Origin of the sequence: Sinomicrobium soli, from assembly GCF_003285545.1 — a bacterium.
Lineage (GTDB): Bacteria > Bacteroidota > Bacteroidia > Flavobacteriales > Flavobacteriaceae > Sinomicrobium.
Map to the genome: position 1 here is coordinate 107312 of NZ_QLNV01000008.1, position 17356 is coordinate 124667.

Below are 17356 nucleotides of genomic sequence, written 5' to 3' on the forward strand. Positions count from 1 at the left end.
TGTCGGTCTGCGAAGTTCGAACTTCGTGCTTCAAGCCCATTTAATGACATGGCGATATACGTTCAGGGGTATTTCTTTCCGGTAACCGTGATTGCGGCGAGCAGGTCTTTATAGCTCATTGATTTGAGGTTTTCATCGATATAGAACGGACTGAGTTTGTCTTCGTTGTAGCTGTACAACTCCCAGTGTTTCTTATGGTATTCGAGAGCGGTAAGGTTTTCGACCCAGTCTCCCGAATTGAGATAAAGACAGGTGCCGTGCCGGTTGACTTTCCGGATCATTTTGGGTTGGTGGATATGGCCGCATACCACGTATTTATAACCGTTTTCTATGGCCAGGTCGGCGGCGACCTTTTCGAAGTCATTGATGTATTTAACGGCCTTCTTGACGCTGTTCTTAATTTTTTTGGAGAGCGAATATTTTTCTTTTCCCATCTTGGTAAGCCCCCAGTTTATCATCCTGTTTATAACGATCAGGAAATCGTATCCCCACCCTCCCAGTTTGGCGATCCACTTGGTATGTTGTATGGAAGCATCAAAAACATCGCCGTGAAAAAACCAGGCCTTCTTGTCGTCGAGGGTGATGCAGAGTTTATCCAGGATGGCTATATTCCCCATGGAAACATCGCTGAACCTGCGAAGCATTTCATCGTGGTTTCCGGTAATATAGAATACCTGGGTACCTTTGGTGGAGAGGTCGATGATCTTTTTGATGACCTGGAGGTGACTTTTGGGAAAATAGCGTTTTCTGAATTGCCAGATGTCTATGATGTCTCCGTTGAGGATAAGTTTTTCAGGGTTTATACTGTTCAGATAAGACAATAATTCCCCGGCATGGCACCCGTATGTACCGAGGTGCACATCTGAGATCACAACAATTTCTACTTTTCGTTTCTTCAACACCTGTTCTTTTGTGTAAAAGAAAGTGTTTTATGTTATTTGAGTATTAATATCCAATTAATAAAACATGAGTATATCGTTAATATAGTGTGATGTACATGCCCGTAACAGCGTCGGGCAGGGGAACCTTGGGGATAAGGGCTTCCGTAATGATGCGCCGCCCGTGGCAAGCAAAATCAGTTTAAATCTTGAATAATTAACGATTAACATTTACATTTGTCGCAAATCAACTTTCATGGCAGGAAATTCCTTTGGAACGTTATTCAGGCTCACTACATTCGGAGAATCGCACGGAACTGCCCTCGGTGGCGTTATCGACGGTTGTCCCGCCGGGCTGGAACTCGATACCGGTAAGATACAATACGAACTGGACCGCAGAAAACCCGGACAGTCGGCTATTGTGACACAGCGAAAGGAACCCGATGAGTTCCGCATACTTTCCGGGGTTTTCGAAGGAAAGACCACGGGGGTTCCCATCGGTTTTGTCATAGAGAACACCAATCAGAAATCTCATGACTACTCCCATATAAAAGACAGCTACCGGCCCAGTCATGCCGATTATGTGTACGACCGGAAATACGGTTTCCGGGATTACCGGGGCGGTGGCAGAAGTTCCGCAAGGGAAACGGCCTGCCGGGTAGTTGGCGGTGCGATAGCCCGGCAGTTGCTCCGGGATATCAGCATAGAGGCCTATGTGTCTTCGGTAGGGGATATTTTTCTGGAAAAACCATACCAGGAACTGGATCTTTCCGGGAGGGAAGACAACCCCGTACGGTGCCCGGACAGCAAAGTGGCCGCCCGAATGGAGGAATATATAAAGGAGATAAGAAAACAGGGCGATACCGTAGGCGGAACAGTGACCTGTGTCATACGGAATGTGCCTATAGGTCTCGGGGAACCTGTTTTTGACAAGCTCCACGCAGATCTTGGTAAAGCGATGTTATCTATCAATGCGGTAAAGGGATTCGAATACGGCAGCGGATTTTGCGGGGCGAAGATGAAGGGCAGTGCACACAATGACCTGTACAACCCCGACGGGAGTACCAAAACCAATCTTTCCGGAGGTATACAGGGCGGTATCAGTAACGGGATGGATATCTATTTCAGGGTAGCTTTTAAGCCTGTGGCTACGATCATGCAGTCGCAGCCTACCATAGACCGCGACGGAAATACGGTGGAAATGCAGGGAAAGGGAAGGCACGACCCCTGTGTGGTACCCCGTGCCGTACCTATTGTAGAGGCTATGGCGGCTCTTGTACTGGCCGATCATTACCTGATAAACAGAAATGCAAAATTGTGATCTGAAGATCAGCTGTGCACCCGGTTTTCCGGTATGGTGTACGGAGCGACGGGATACAGAGTTCCGGAAGCCTCACTCCTTTAAATTAAAAACAAGTCTGGTATGAAGATAAAAATAGCATTGCACTGGCAGATCGTCATCGGTATGGTGCTGGGAGTCGTGTTCGGATTGGTCATGGCCAACGTAGGTAAGCCTGATGCTGAAATCAAAAACAGGGCGGCCGGTTACAACAGGACCCTGACAGAGATAACGGCAGAAAACCAGGAGCTGGCGGAACAGCTGGAAACCCTTGACGAACGTTTTGCACAGGGACAGGCCGGAGCGATGAATTACCTGGTTGAGAAAGAACAGCTCAGGCAGCAGGTGGAAAAGAACGAAGAAAGGATCTCTGCTGCCCGTGAAGCCCTGAGGGAATTGCCTGTAGACCCGTGGGGCAAGACCTTTATCGAGAAGTGGGTATATCCTTTGGGAGAACTTTTTATCAACCTGCTGAAGCTTATTGCCATTCCGTTGATCATTGCTTCCCTGATAAAGGGTATTGCCGATCTCAAGGATATTTCCAAGCTTTCCAGCATAGGGATACGTACCATGCTGCTGTATATCATGACTACGGTTTTTGCCATAACCATAGGTCTCGGGGTAGCCAATATGATACAGCCGGGATCGGGGATCTCGGAGGAGACCATTGAAAGGCTTACCAGTGATGCGGGACAGGCCGATATGGTAAGCCAAAAGATCAGTGACAGCCAGACACAGACCAAGAACCTGATGGAATTTATCGTGGATATTGTTCCGGACAATGTTATCGGCGCGATGGGAGATAACAACCAGATGCTGCAGGTGATCTTTTTTACCATAATGCTGGGAGTATGTATGCTGCTTATCGGGGATAAAAAGGCAAAACCCCTGAAAAAATTCTTTGACAGCCTCAATGATGCGATCCTCAAAATGGTAGACCTGATCATCAAGATCGCACCCATAGCTGTTTTTGCACTTCTGGCCAATGTGGTGGTCGGGACCAATGATGTCGAAGTGCTCCTCGCCCTTTTGAAATATTCTTTTACGGTAATTCTGGGATTAACGCTGATGGTTGTGGTTTATATGACCCTGGTGGCGGTCTATGCAAGAAAAAACCCGTTGTGGTTCCTGAAGCAGATCAGTCCGGTACAATTGCTGGCATTTTCCACCAGTTCCAGTGCGGCCACGCTTCCCGTAAATATGGAAAGGGTAAGGGATTATATCGGGGTGGATGAGGAGGTAAGCAGTTTTGTGCTTCCCATAGGGGCCACGATCAATATGGACGGGACCAGCCTGTACCAGGCAGTAGCGACCATTTTTATCTGTGAGGCCCTTCATTTCGATATCACCTTTGCAGACCAGCTGACCATTATTTTCACGGCTTTGCTGGCTTCGATAGGTACCGCAGGCGTTCCCGGGGTGGGTGTGGTGATGCTCATCATTGTGTTGCAGTCTATCAATTTCCCGCCTGAAAAACTGCCCCTCGGAATCGCATTGATCCTGTCGGTAGACCGTATCCTGGATATGTGCAGGACTGCTATCAATGTATCCGGCGATGCCACGGTAGCTACGGTAGTGGCAAAATCGGTGGGGAAACTGGGAGAGCCTTTACGTGATGAGGATTGATATGGAGCATGACCTGTAGTAAAAAGAAATTGTATATGATGGAGTATGATGTTTTAATCGTGGGAGGTGGTCCCATAGGTATAGCCTGTGCCCTGGAAGCCAAGAAAAAGGGACTGCGTTATATCGTTCTGGAAAAAGGATGTATTGCCAATTCACTGTACAATTATCCTCTTAACATGACCTTTTTTTCCACATCGGAAAAACTGGAGATCGATGACATCCCCTTTATAAGTATCAAAAGCAAGCCGCAAAGAGCGGAGGCCCTTGAATATTACCGGCGGATAGTAACGTCCAACGATCTTGATATCAGGTTGTTTGAGATTGTTTCGGACATCAGGAAAGAAGACAATATGTTTACCGTAACCTCCCCGAAAGAGGTTTACAGGGCCCATCATGTCATCATGGCCACGGGTTTTTACGATATCCCGAACCGCATGGGAGTTCCGGGAGAAGACCTTCCCAAGGTAGCCCATTACTATAAAGACCCTCATTACTATGCCGGGCAGCGGGTTATCGTGGTCGGTGCGAGCAATTCTTCGGTAGATGCCGCCCTCGAAATCTATCGCAAGGGGGGAGAGGTGACCATGGTGGTGAGGAAAAGTGAAATAGGACGAAGGGTGAAGTACTGGGTGAGGCCTGATATAGAGAACAGAATAGCGGAGGGTGCCATAAAAGCTTATTTCAACAGCAATATCACTGAGGTCCGACCGGAGGAAGTACGTGTAAATACGCCCGAAGGGGAAGTGGTATTGCCCAACGATTTTGTCCTTGCCCTTACGGGGTATATGCCTGATTTTGATTTTCTCCGTAAAGCGGGGGTGCACCTTTCCGAAGAAGGACGGCTTTACCCGGAATACGATCCGCAGACCATGGAGACCAATATCGACGGTTTATACCTTGCCGGTGTGGTATGCGGCGGCATGGATACCCATCTCTGGTTTATAGAGAACTCGAGGATACACGCCAAACTTATTATGGCGGATATTGTAGAAAAGAAAAGAGAGAAAACGGAATGATAGATATATACTGCGGTGGGAAAAGATAACCTACCGGAGTTTAAAATCATAAACTTTTGCGATACTGTCACAATTCTCTACCGAAACGGTTACTTTCTTCGAATTTAATGTAGCGTCTATGGCATAGGTTTTACAGGAATCCCGTTTGGTATCGCTTTCCGAAAAGATGACATCCCCATCGGTAAATACGGCCTTTGCGATTCCGGTGGTATCGAGGGAGTATTCCGAGATGGCCTTCAGTGCCTCTTCCCGGTAGGTGATCTGTTTGTTCCTGATATCCTTTAAAACCCGGCAGTTGGGGCCGTAACAGAAAGAAGTTCCCTTTTCCTTTAAAAAAAAGGCCACAATAACCAGCCCGATGGAAAGTCCCAGAAGATAGAACCCTATTCGCTTCAGTAAACCCATTCGAAAATATTTGGATCAATGGTTTATATAAAAACAGTTTGTATTCAGAATATCAGCAGGTTAATGTCGCTATAGGAAAGGTTAAACCATTCGGCGACAGTCTTATTAGTCAATATTCCGTGGTAAAAATACAATCCGTTTCTCAAACCACGATCAAAACGGAGCGAATTTTCCAGTCCGCCCTCATCACCGATCTTGAGAAGATAGGGGGTAAATATGTTGCTGATGGATACCGATGCGGTTCTGGAATACCGTGCGGGAATATTGGGAACACAATAATGTATGACCCCGTGTTTTTCGAAGATGGGCTTGTCGTGGGTGGTGACCTCGCTGGTTTCGAAACATCCTCCCATGTCTATACTGACGTCTATGATAACCGATCCTTTCTTCATGTTTTCCACCATAGTTTCCGATACGACTACCGGGGCCCTGTTATTCCCTCTTACGGCGCCGATAACCACATCACAGCGTCTGAGTGCCTTGAGAAGGCTTTTGGGTTGAAGTGTAGAAGTAAACATCGGGCGGCCCAGGCTGGTTTGAATACGGCGGAGACGGGTGATGGAATTGTCAAAGATCTTAACGCCGGCCCCCAGCCCCAGTGCAGACCGTGCGGCAAACTCACCTACGGTCCCGGCCCCGAGGATAACGACTTCTACGGGAGGAACCCCGCTTATATTACCGAACATGAGGCCGTTGCCATTGTTGGCGTTCGTCATGAGTTCGGAGGCTATCAGTACCGAAGCCGTACCGGCAATTTCACTGAGCGATCTCACCGCCGGATAGTTGCCGTCCTCATCGCGTATATATTCGAAAGCAATAGCGGTGATCCTTTTCTTGGCGAGCTGTTCAAAGTAACTTTTGTCCTGTGTCTTTATCTGGAGTGCGGAGATCAGGATGGTTTGCGGATTGATCAGTTCCAGTTCATCCGGGGACGGAGGTTCCACTTTAAGTACAATGGGGCAGGAATATACCTTTTTGGTGTCGCTGGTTATTTCCGCACCGGCATTACTGTATTCGATATCGGTGAAGTTGGCACCTTCTCCTGCTTTTGACTCTATCAGTATCCTGTGACCGTGTGCCGTAAGTGCACTGACGGCATCGGGTGTGAGACATACTCTTTTTTCCTGGTAAGCGACCTCCCTGGGAATACCGATAAACAGATCGCCTTTCTGTTTCAGCACCTCCAGCATTTCTTCCTGGGGCAATAGCTGTTGCTTGGTAAAAGGTGACGAGGCTACATTCATAATACGTTTACTACAAAATACCGGTTAAGTTAACAATTATTTGGAGAAATGCTCCTCTTCCATATCGAGTTCTTCCAGTTCCTGATCCAGTTTTTTCATATCGATACCGTGAACCAGTTTGTCAAACAGTTTTACGCGGATGATATAGACTATGGGGATGATCACAAACATGATCGGGATCAGGTAATAGATCTCTGTTTCATCGATATATTCCACATCGTCATTGATCACGTGAAAAAGCTGAAAGGCATACATGGCGATGGGAATGAGTATGATGTGGTACCACCAGTGCCGGCAGGTAAAGAACCATAGAAGAAGGAGGTAAAGGGGAATGAATTTGCTCACAAAATACCAGGCGGCGCTATATACATCCGGGTAGTTCGTAACTTCCAGTGTAAAGAGGGACGTCTCCCAGGTTTTACTCTCCGGGAAATTCTCATAGAGGTAAAAAAGATACGGAGATATTGCAATCAGAAAAGCTATAAAACTTCCGAACAACAATGATCTCCGCATTTGCTTTGTCTTTACTTTCTTCATGCTCGTGAATGACAAGGGATACGAAGAAAGCAAAAAGACTTCTTATAAACAAATCTTTTGCCTAATTATTTACAGGCATCTAACCGCCCTGTAATCAGGCTATGACACCGTGCTTTGGCGGTTTCTGGAACTTGTCGATAAATGCAAAGCCGTGCTTTGGTGGCTTCTGGAACTTGTCGATAAATGCGAAGCCGTGCTTTGGCGGTTTCTGGAACTTGTCAATAAATGCAAATCCGTGCTTTGGCGGTTTCTGGAACTTGTCAATAAATGCAAATCCGTGCTTGGGCGGCTTCTGGAACTTGTCGATAAATGCAAAGCCGTGTTTGGGCGGCTTCTGGAACTTGTCGATTAAAAATGTTGCACTTACAGATACTACAAGGGCAAGGGCTACGGACAGAAAATAATGATAAAATTTAAATGATTTCATGATCGTTATGCTTTTTGGTTATTTAGTCTAAGCAAACGTATCAAAAAAATAAATATTATCGTTTGGTACTTTCGTCGTAACTTTATTACTTTTTGTCGAAAAAATAATGAAGATTGCCGTTTTTTATGTAAAAGGGAATTTACTGCAATAATACACAAATTCATTCATTATCCAATGTAAGTATTGTCTTTCTTTGCTGTTTTTTTTATTCGGACTGATTAATAACTCAGGCTATGTAGTTTAGAACTTTTATCTTAGCTTTTGTAAAAAATATCGAATGGAAGCCTGAATATAGCCTGCAAACTCATTAACCTGATCACCCGTTCTGTGGAGACGAGGCGGATAAAATGTTTGTTTTTGCCGATAAAAAGCATATTTTTGAAAGGCTCTAAAAGGACCATTACTTATGCTGATCCAAAAAACGTTACGAATCTGTTCATGGGGTCTTATACTTTTTCCGGGAGTGATACTGTCGCAGGAATACGAGGTGAGAGGAAGAGTAACGGAAACCGGCGGTGCTGCGCTTTCCTTCGTAAACATACTTCTGCTGCAGACTTCGGATTCCGCGGTGGTAGCTGGAAGTTCTTCAGATGAAAACGGTGATTTTATACTTGAAGGAGTAAGGAGAGGTGTTTATTTATTAAAAGTTTCTTCCCTGGGATATGCCGACTATGTAGCTGATCTCCGGGTTTCCGGGGATACGCCGGTGGGGAAAGTGATCCTTGAGGAGAATACGGAATCCCTGGAAGAGGTCACTGTTACCGGGCGACAGCCTTTGGTACAGCGGCAGGCGGGAAAGCTGGTATTTAATGTGGAGCATACGGTGTTATCTTCGCGAAATTCGTTTGATATTCTGAGAAATACCCCGGGAGTGCTGGTCATAAACGGGGAGATAAGAATACGGAATACCGCGGCGGATGTATATGTCAACGGAAAAAAGGTTTACCTCGGCGGAGAGGAGCTGAAAGCTTTTCTCGAAAATTATCCGGGAACCCATATCCGTTCGGTGGAGGTTATCACATCGCCCCAGGCCAGTTATGATGCCGATAGCGGAATGGTACTGAACATAGTGACCTCAAAAAATATTGTTGCAGGTTATAAGGGAGGGATCAATGCGGGATGGACCCAGGCCGTTTTCCCGAAATTCAACCTGGGGACCGAGCATTATTTTAAGAGTAAGGTGCTGGATCTTTTTGCCGGTTACAACTTTGCCCCGTCGAAGGAGTACAAGCACGACCTGGATTACATCAATTTCTTTGCCGATGGCGAAATGCCCTCCGGACGCCTGGAAACGGACTTTCACCGGGTGACTCATTCTTATGTCCATAATTTTCACAGTATTGCAGACCTTACACTGAATAAAAAAAACTCCCTGAGTATTTCTGCCAATATACAACACTCCCCGGGAACGGATTACCGCAATAATGCGGTCACGGAGATATTCGAGGCCGGCGGTACTCCGGGCCCCTATTTTCTCACAGACAGTGATCTTGACAACGACCGGTCCAATCTTTCGTTTTCACTCGAGTATACCTATCGTCTTAACGACCGGGATGCCGTATTAAAAACCCTTTCCAATTATATTTATCACGACGACAGGCAGTTTCAGCAGCTCCGGACCTCCTATTTTGACGAAACCGGGCAGCACGACAGCAACAGCGCATTTGACTTTCTTGCCCGTCAGCGAAATAATATTTTTACGCAACAAGTCGATATTTCCCTTCCTTCTGCTTCATCGGTCCTGGAAACAGGGGTAAAATATTCCTCCATACAGAGCAGGAGCAGAGCTGATTTTTCGGGAGGAGGAGTTCCTGAAAATACCCCGGACGACCGCTTTAATTATTATGAGAACATATATGCGGGCTATGTGAATCACACACGGGAATGGGGTGAGGATATATCCACCGTACTGGGGGTAAGAGGGGAATATACCGATGTCAATGCCCGGTCTGTGGTTCTCGGGGAGGTCAATACCCGGGGGTATTTTGAACTGTTTCCTTCGGTAAGCCTGCGATACACCCCCGGAGAGCATCACGCGTTTGATCTCAATTACAAGCGGAGCCTGAACCGTCCGTCATACGGAGACCTGAATCCTTATCGCTATTATCTCAACGAACGGCAATACGAGGCCGGGAACCCGGCACTCACCAGGGCCATAGAACATAAGCTCGCCCTGGATTATACCTACAAACGGCAATATGTGTTTTCCCTGTATTATTCCGGGGCCTCCGGGGCACTTCGCGGACTGCCGTACCAGGATAATGCGGAACGTGTGATCTATACCTCCCGGTACAACATAGACCGGGAATTCCAGTACAGTTTTGATTTTTCTTATTACGGGAATGTTTTCGACTGGTGGTATAGTTATGCTTATACCTCTGCCTTCTATATGGAGAGCCGTTTTAATGCCATAGCCACAGACCGGCTGCACAATGTCAATGTAACCGCATTTTACGGGCAGGTGTATAACCAGTTCCGCCTGGATGAAGACGGGGCAACGAATATGGAGCTGACCCTGAATTACCTTTCGGGAATGGTTTCGGGTTCGCTGAAAAGTAAGAACCAGTTTTCTGCGGGACTGGGAGTTACCAGGACGATGTGGAAAAACAGGCTGGTGGCATCGCTGAGTCTTGAAGACATTTTTAACACCTCCAATATCTGGTATCGTTCTGAGTATGCCGACCAGGATAACGGTTATATAGCCCGCCCGGAAACCCGGAAACTTATCCTGGGCCTGAAATATAATTTCGGGAATTACCGCCTGAAAGACAACAACAGGAACACCACCCCCGACGAGCAGGAAAGACTGGGCGGGTAGTGGTGTTTTTTATGTCGTGTCTTGTCCTTACCGGCATGTAACCTCCTATATTCCGAGATGCCCGGCCGTACTTCCGGATAGTGCTTCCTTGTGGAGCATGACCGAGATCGCCTTTAATCTCATATAAGGAACACTCATGTAAATATATCCGCCGGTGTCGCCCACACGGTTCTGGTCGGTACCCCAGGAGTTCTTTACCTTGTAATACGTATTTCCGTTCTGGTCCGTCGCCTTGCCCGTAATATGCATCAGGTGGTCGTCTGTAGTATGGAAATTTTCAAATTCCTGCTGACGGTATTCGGGAGACACTGCTTTTTCCGGTTTTATTTCCGAAAGAATGGCAGGGGCATCCGCAGTGTTTTCAGGGACAACCGCTACACCGTGTTTCTGTGAAAATCCGGGCTCGCTTACATCACAATCCAGAGCAAGGGTATAACCTTCTTCAAGGGCGTGGTCTATAACCTGTATGAATTCATCCAGGGGCAGGTTGTAAAAGCTTCCGTCAGAGAAATTATCGGGGATGTTCAGCACAAATGCGGAGTAGAAGGGACGATGGGTGAACGAAGTGACGGTAATGTAGTTTTCGGGTGCTATTCCCGTCATTTTCATAAACGACTCCGGGGAGTACTCCTTACCGTCAAAAGTAAAGGTATCCACCCTTTTTCCGAGGTATACATCCAGGACGCTTTCTACGGCATCTTTCCATTTCGGGGAAAGTGTCCTGGCCGGGTTTTCGATATAGACGTTGAGCATGCCTTCGAGTACCGAAACCATTTCGGTGTGATTGTGTTTTTCCTGTCCGTCAGACAACCCGGTATATACCTGATGCGGTACCAGGCCATATTCCGCAGCACTGTTGATCACGTCGTGCGCCAGTCCGCCCTGGCTGAACTGGGCTTTTCCCTGCCGCATGACGTAATTCCAGGCTTTTTCGGGATAGGTATTCCTCACATTGTACATTTCGGAAATATCGATCTGCTTTCCGGATATGCGAATGATCTCCGATTCGAGAAAGGACGAGGTGGAAAAACTCCAGCAGGTCCCGGTGATGTCCTGGCTGATTACGGGAGTGGCTTCCAGGTCAATAACACTGTTAAAGCTGTATTGTTGTGAAAAGGCGAGGGTTGCTGAACATAAACATCCCAGGCAGAGAAGGAATTTTTTCATTCTGTGGTATTGCTTTAAAAAGACTAAAAAGGATTATTTTTACGCAAAATAACAAAATTATGAGTAAAGTAGATTGGAAAGTTGTCAAAGAATACGAAGATATCACTTATAAGAAATGCGGTGGCGTGGCACGGATCGCCTTTAACCGTCCCGAAGTGCGCAATGCTTTTCGCCCGAAAACCGTAGGCGAACTTTTCGAAGCCTTCCTCGATGCCCGGGAAGACACATCCATAGGGGTGGTTTTACTGTCGGCTGAAGGGCCTTCCGCGAAAGACGGGGTGTATTCCTTCTGCAGCGGGGGCGACCAGAATGCCAGGGGGCACCAGGGTTATGTAGATGATTCCGGCATGCCGAGGCTGAACATACTCGAAGTACAGCGGCTGATCCGGTTTATGCCCAAGGTGGTCATTGCGGTGGTCCCGGGATGGGCCGTAGGGGGCGGACACAGCCTGCATGTGGTCTGCGATCTTACCCTTGCCAGTAAGGAGCATGCCATATTTAAACAGACCGATGCGGATGTGACGAGTTTTGACGGGGGATACGGTTCGGCCTATCTCGCTAAAATGGTAGGCCAGAAACGCGCCCGGGAAATATTCTTTCTCGGAAGGAACTATTCGGCCCGGGAGGCTTTTGACATGGGCATGGTCAATGCGATCATTCCTCACGAGGAGCTCGAAGATACTGCTCTTGAATGGGCCCGGGAGATCCTGGCCAAATCACCGACTTCCATAAAAATGCTGAAGTTTGCCTTCAATGCCACCGACGACGGGATGGTAGGACAACAGGTGTTTGCAGGTGAAGCGACACGACTGGCCTATATGACGGAAGAAGCCAAAGAAGGGCGCAATGCTTTTCTGGAAAAAAGGAAACCGGATTTCAGTAATATCAAATGGATTCCTTAACCTGAGGGTTTCAGGATTTTGACATCACAGGTATTGGTTTTTTACAAAAACCAGTAAAGCTTCTTCATGTAAATACACAGAGAATGACAAAGACAAAAGCCTTTGTAGAGGCTGCGCGTTTACGCACTTTACCACTTTCCGTGGCGGGGATCATCACCGGGACAGGAGTGGCCGTTGCCAGGGGATATTTTGACTGGAAAATATGTGTCCTGGCCCTGTTGACTACCGTCGGATTTCAGGTGCTGTCCAATTTTGCCAATGACTACGGCGATGGCGTAAAGGGTACGGACAACAAAGACCGTATCGGCCCCCAACGGGCCCTTCAGAGCGGATTGCTTACTCCGGGAGAAATGAAAAGGGGCATGCTCATCACCGTAATCATCACCCTCCTGGTGGCTATGGCCCTTATTTACACAGCTTTCGGCCGGGAGCATTTTGCCTATTCGGTATTGTTCTTTATCCTCGGGATTGCCTCGATAGCGGCAGCCATAAAGTATACCGTGGGCCGATCGGCATACGGTTATAACGGGTTGGGAGACCTTTTTGTCTTTCTCTTTTTCGGATTGCTCAGCGTGGCGGGGAGTTATTTTCTCTACGTAAAGCATATCGACTGGACCGTGTTTTTACCTGCGTCGTCCATAGGATTGCTCAGTGTAGGAGTGCTCAATCTCAATAATATGAGAGATGAAAAGAGCGATGCTGCTTCAGGCAAGAATACGCTGGTGGTAAAAATAGGGGGAAAGGCAGCAAAAAAATATCATTATGTCGTATTAATACTGTCATTAGTGCTGTTTTTGCTTTTTGCTCTCCTTCAAAGTTTTTATATTTATCAATATGTATTTCTCCTGGCTTTTGTCCCGGTGCTCCTGCACCTGCGGACAGTAAAGGGAAACCGCGTTCCGGAAACACTGGACCCGGAACTTAAAAAGCTGGCACTGAGTACATTTTTACTGTCCCTGCTTTTTCTCGCAGTGCAGTTTATATAATGTTTACCACTGTTGTTTAACCCGAATAAAAAACAACCATGAAGATCACATTTTACGGACATGCCTGCTTGGGGATAGAGACTGGAGATACCCACATACTGGTCGACCCCTATATTTCTGCCAACGAAAAGGCTTCGCATATTGATATCAACCAGATAAAGGCAGATTATATCCTGGTAACCCATGCCCACCAGGACCATACCCTGGATGTGGAGACCATTGCAAAGCATACCGGGGCTATGGTTATTTCCAATTTTGAAGTGGCCGGCCACTACGGTGATAAAGGTATCGACGTGCACCCGATGAACCACGGCGGCAGCTGGGATTTCGAGTTCGGAAAGGTAAAGTATGTGAATGCCATTCACACGTCTTCTTTTCCCGATGGGAGTTACGGCGGCCAGCCCGGTGGCTTTGTCATAGAAGGCGAACACAAAAACATTTATATCGCCGGGGATACGGCACTGACCATGGATATGAAACTGATCCCGATGTATATCAAACTCGACCTCGCCATCCTGCCGGTCGGGGATAACTTTACCATGGGAGTGGACGATGCCATTATAGCCTCTGATTTTGTGGAATGTGACAAAGTTCTCGGGTATCATTTCGATACTTTTGGCTATATCGAAATAAATCACGAAGAGGCCAAGCGTAAATTTTTTGATAAAGGCAAAGACCTGATGCTGCTTTCCATAGGAGAGAGTATAGAGCTTTAATTTATAGAACTGTACATGAAAGCATCTTACCGGAAGCATATCCTTCGTTTTAAAAGAGCAAGCGGTACCTCCAGGGGAGTGTTGCACGAAAAGGAAACCTGGTTTATCCTGCTGAATGATGATAACAACGGGAAAACCGGGATCGGGGAGTGTGGCATACTTCGCAGTCTCAGTGTGGATGACCGGGAGGATTACGAAGAAAAATTGCGTTGGGCCTGCGACCATATTCATCTGGGAGAAGAAAGTCTGTATGCCGGACTAAAGGAATTTCCTTCCATACAGTTTGGCCTGGAACAGGCTTTTCGATCGCTTCGGTCGGAGCATCCTTTTTTACTCCATCCGTCTGCCTTTACGGCAGGGCGGGAGACCATCCCTATTAACGGGCTGGTGTGGATGGGAGACAAGGAGTTTATGGCACAACAGATCCGGGAAAAACTGGAACAGGGATTCGGTTGTATAAAAATGAAGATCGGAGCCATTGATTTTGAAACGGAACTGGAATTACTGCGTTCCATAAGAAAAGAGTTTTCTGTCGGGGATATCGAGATCAGGGTAGATGCCAACGGGGCTTTTACCCCCGGAAATGCCCTCGAAAAACTTCAGCGGTTATCCGGACTCGGATTACATTCTATCGAACAGCCCATAAAACAGGGGCAATGGGAATTCATGGCCGGACTATGTGAAAAAAGCCCGCTTCCGATCGCGTTGGACGAGGAACTGATCGGGATCTTTGAAATTTCCGAAAAACAGAAACTTCTGCAGACGATCAATCCGCAATACATCATACTGAAACCAAGTCTTATAGGAGGATACCGGGGCAGCGAAGCGTGGATAGGGCTTGCGGAAAAACAGGGTACAGGCTGGTGGATCACCAGCGCCCTGGAAAGCAATATCGGGCTGAACGCCATCGCGCAATGGACGTATACGCTTCACAATCCGATGCCACAAGGGCTGGGAACGGGAAGTCTTTACACCAATAATATCGAAAGCCCGCTGGAAGTTTCGGCGGGAACCTTGCGATACGGAAATAAAAACCAATGGAATACAACCATTTTGAAAAATTGAATATATGTATATAGAACAGGCGTTTAAAGGCAGGCACGAGTTGTGGCGGTATATTATCGGGGTCTTTGTGGTCTTCGGAGGAAGCCAGATCATAGGAGGCTTCCTGTTAGGGGGAGCAATGGTGATAAAATCGATGTCGGGAGAAAATATGGATATGTCCGACCCCATGGCTATCCTCAGAATATACGACCCCAATATCATGCTGGTACTTATGCTGCTGCCTTTTGCGCTGGGACTGCTGGGATTGATCCTGTGGATGAAACCGGTACATGGCCTGCCTTTCGGGGTACTGCATTCCAGCAAACAGAAACTGGACTGGAAAAAAGTGTTTTTCTCCTTCGGGTTATGGGGTATTATAAGCATACTGTTTATCTGGATAGGGTATTTTATCGCCCCGGAAGATTATCAATGGAATTTCGAGCCGGTCCCCTTTGTTATCATGTGTGTGATCTCCGTATTGCTTATTCCCTTACAGACCAGTTTTGAGGAATATATCTTCAGGGGGTACCTGATGCAGGGGATAGGTGCCTTTGCCAGGAACCGCTGGGTCCCGCTGGTCATTACTTCCGTGGTATTCGGGCTGATGCATATTTTTAACCCGGAAATCGGCAAAATGGGATATGTAGCCCTGGTGGCCTATATAGGGATAGGTTTTTTCCTGGGTATCATAACGCTGATGGACGAAGGCCTGGAGCTGGCATTGGGCTTTCATGCTGCCAATAATCTTTTTATCGCCCTGTTTGTTACGGCAGACTGGACGGCCTTTCAGACCCATTCCGTATTAAAAGATCTGTCTGACCCTTCCGTAGGATTGGAGATCTTTTTCCCGTTGATAGTGCTGTACCCGTTATTGACATTTATCTTTGCCAGGAAGTACGGATGGACCGGGTGGAAGGAAAAGCTTTTCGGACGCATTAGTGTCCCTGAAGAGAATACCGGAATATTAACTGATGAATCATTACATATAAAACCTTAGTTTATGTCTGTAGACACTCCTGTTCGGGATATTGAAATCACTTATAAGAACCTTCACAATCGCTTTAAGCTCAACGGTATCTATTACGATCTCGGGGAACTGGGGCAGGTAGCCTGTACGTATATCAAGGAGGGAGATGCATACCAGAAAGCCATAGGAGACTTCCTGCTCGAATGGCTCGACAATTCGGATGTCATTACCGTAAAGACCTCCGGGTCGACCGGGACACCCAAGGAAATAGTATTGAAGAAACAGAATATGGTGCATTCTGCCCTGGCTACCGGAAATTTTTTCGGTGTCGAAGTAGGGAACAAGGCATTGCTCTGCCTGCCTGCCGATTATATCGCCGGGAAGATGATGCTCGTCCGGGCTATCATTCTCGGGCTGGAACTCGACCTGGTACAGCCTTCGGCATCACCGTTGAAAGCTACCGGAAAAGAGTATGATTTCGTAGCGATGACCCCCATGCAGGTAGAGAACTCACTGGATGAGATATACCGGGTAAAGACCCTGCTGGCGGGAGGCGCCCCCATGTCTGATAAACTGAAGAAAGCCTTACTGCAAACCGGTTGTAATGTTTTTGAAACCTATGGAATGACAGAGACCATAACCCATATCGCAGCAAAAAGAATACAGGTAGGGGGAGTGGAAGATGAAGACCCCTGTTTCAGGGTAATGCCCGGGGTAACCGTATCCCTGGACGAAAGAGGATGCCTGGTTATTCATGCTCCCGAAATTACAGATGAGACTATTGTAACCAATGACCTTGCGGAACTGGTTTCCGAAACCGCCTTTAAATGGCTGGGACGGGCAGATCATGTCATCAATTCGGGAGGAATAAAATTAATCCCGGAACAGGTGGAGGCAAAGCTGGAAAAGCTCCTGGAAGGACGGTTCTATATCACCGGAATACCGGATGATACCCTGGGAGAAAAGCTGGTGTTGTATGTAGAAAAGCAGACCAATACCGGGTGGACCCCGGAGGGGATACGGGAAAAAATAGATCACCTGGAAGGGCTGGACAAATACGAAAATCCCAAAGAGATCTTCATGGTCGAAAAATTCAGGGAAACTTCCAGCGGAAAGGTATTAAGAAATAACCACTTGTAACTGTGAGAGGAATAAGCCGGCCAATTTATAATGATTTGTATTGCTTTCTTTAAAATTCAGTTATATATTTGCACCGCTTTTAAGCAAATGGTCGCGTAGCTCAGCTGGATAGAGCATCCCGACTTATGAGTCGGGACGGTCATA

16 protein-coding genes are annotated in these 17356 nt (G+C 47.1%); 10 read left to right on the forward strand and 6 right to left on the reverse strand.

The window, feature by feature from the left end:
* Positions 1 to 62: 62 nt before the first annotated feature.
* Positions 63 to 899, reverse strand: coding sequence for a UDP-2,3-diacylglucosamine diphosphatase (locus DN748_RS12025; protein WP_112372075.1), 837 nt, complete (start codon positions 897 to 899; stop codon positions 63 to 65).
* A 235-nt stretch (positions 900 to 1134) separates the two neighbouring features.
* Between DN748_RS12025 and aroC the strand changes: the two genes are divergently transcribed.
* From aroC to DN748_RS12040, 3 genes are all read left to right on the forward strand, one after another.
* The gene (gene aroC / locus DN748_RS12030) at positions 1135 to 2199 is read left to right on the forward strand and encodes a chorismate synthase (protein WP_112372076.1); all 1065 of its coding nucleotides are present in this window, start codon (positions 1135 to 1137) and stop codon (positions 2197 to 2199) included.
* Positions 2200 to 2301: 102 nt separating this feature from the next.
* Positions 2302 to 3843, forward strand: coding sequence for a dicarboxylate/amino acid:cation symporter (locus tag DN748_RS12035; RefSeq protein WP_112372077.1), 1542 nt, complete (start codon positions 2302 to 2304; stop codon positions 3841 to 3843).
* Between the two features lie 35 nt (positions 3844 to 3878).
* A complete protein-coding gene (locus tag DN748_RS12040) occupies positions 3879 to 4859 on the forward strand; it encodes a YpdA family putative bacillithiol disulfide reductase (RefSeq protein ID WP_112372078.1) in 981 nt (326 codons plus the stop codon).
* Positions 4860 to 4889: 30 nt separating this feature from the next.
* Here DN748_RS12040 and DN748_RS12045 read toward each other — a convergent pair whose 3' ends face one another.
* The 4 genes from DN748_RS12045 to DN748_RS12060 all read right to left on the reverse strand — a co-directional run bounded on the left by DN748_RS12045 (position 4890) and on the right by DN748_RS12060 (position 7472).
* Complete coding sequence (locus DN748_RS12045) at positions 4890 to 5264, reverse strand: hypothetical protein (RefSeq protein ID WP_112372079.1); 375 nt, start codon at positions 5262 to 5264, stop codon at positions 4890 to 4892.
* A 44-nt stretch (positions 5265 to 5308) separates the two neighbouring features.
* Positions 5309 to 6508, reverse strand: a complete 1200-nt coding sequence (locus DN748_RS12050; RefSeq protein ID WP_112372080.1) for an alanine dehydrogenase — start codon at positions 6506 to 6508, stop codon at positions 5309 to 5311.
* A 36-nt stretch (positions 6509 to 6544) separates the two neighbouring features.
* Positions 6545 to 7021 (reverse strand): hypothetical protein, encoded by a 477-nt coding sequence (locus DN748_RS12055; RefSeq protein ID WP_236636849.1) that lies wholly within the window; start codon positions 7019 to 7021, stop codon positions 6545 to 6547.
* A 118-nt stretch (positions 7022 to 7139) separates the two neighbouring features.
* Positions 7140 to 7472, reverse strand: a complete 333-nt coding sequence (locus tag DN748_RS12060) for a hypothetical protein (RefSeq protein ID WP_112372081.1) — start codon at positions 7470 to 7472, stop codon at positions 7140 to 7142.
* A 406-nt stretch (positions 7473 to 7878) separates the two neighbouring features.
* On the opposite strand from DN748_RS12060, the gene DN748_RS12065 reads away from it, so the two are divergent.
* Complete coding sequence (locus DN748_RS12065; RefSeq protein ID WP_112372082.1) at positions 7879 to 10290, forward strand: outer membrane beta-barrel family protein; 2412 nt, start codon at positions 7879 to 7881, stop codon at positions 10288 to 10290.
* Between the two features lie 45 nt (positions 10291 to 10335).
* On the opposite strand, the gene DN748_RS12070 is transcribed toward DN748_RS12065, so the two are convergent.
* On the reverse strand, positions 10336 to 11457 hold the full coding sequence (locus DN748_RS12070) for a C1 family peptidase (protein WP_112372083.1): 1122 nt from the start codon (positions 11455 to 11457) through the stop codon (positions 10336 to 10338).
* 59 nt (positions 11458 to 11516) lie between these two features.
* On the opposite strand from DN748_RS12070, the gene DN748_RS12075 reads away from it, so the two are divergent.
* The 6 genes from DN748_RS12075 to DN748_RS12100 all read left to right on the forward strand — a co-directional run bounded on the left by DN748_RS12075 (position 11517) and on the right by DN748_RS12100 (position 17212).
* The gene (locus DN748_RS12075; protein ID WP_112372084.1) at positions 11517 to 12359 is read left to right on the forward strand and encodes a 1,4-dihydroxy-2-naphthoyl-CoA synthase; all 843 of its coding nucleotides are present in this window, start codon (positions 11517 to 11519) and stop codon (positions 12357 to 12359) included.
* Between the two features lie 83 nt (positions 12360 to 12442).
* On the forward strand, positions 12443 to 13345 hold the full coding sequence (menA, locus tag DN748_RS12080; protein WP_112372085.1) for a 1,4-dihydroxy-2-naphthoate octaprenyltransferase: 903 nt from the start codon (positions 12443 to 12445) through the stop codon (positions 13343 to 13345).
* A gap of 38 nt (positions 13346 to 13383) precedes the next feature.
* Positions 13384 to 14061: a metal-dependent hydrolase gene (locus DN748_RS12085; RefSeq protein ID WP_112372086.1), complete on the forward strand. Its 678-nt coding sequence runs from the start codon at positions 13384 to 13386 to the stop codon at positions 14059 to 14061.
* 15 nt (positions 14062 to 14076) lie between these two features.
* Positions 14077 to 15126: an o-succinylbenzoate synthase gene (locus DN748_RS12090; protein ID WP_112372087.1), complete on the forward strand. Its 1050-nt coding sequence runs from the start codon at positions 14077 to 14079 to the stop codon at positions 15124 to 15126.
* 4 nt (positions 15127 to 15130) lie between these two features.
* The gene (locus tag DN748_RS12095; RefSeq protein ID WP_112372088.1) at positions 15131 to 16102 is read left to right on the forward strand and encodes a CPBP family intramembrane glutamic endopeptidase; all 972 of its coding nucleotides are present in this window, start codon (positions 15131 to 15133) and stop codon (positions 16100 to 16102) included.
* Positions 16103 to 16105: 3 nt separating this feature from the next.
* The gene (locus DN748_RS12100) at positions 16106 to 17212 is read left to right on the forward strand and encodes an AMP-binding protein (protein ID WP_112372089.1); all 1107 of its coding nucleotides are present in this window, start codon (positions 16106 to 16108) and stop codon (positions 17210 to 17212) included.
* Positions 17213 to 17356: the final 144 nt, after the last annotated feature.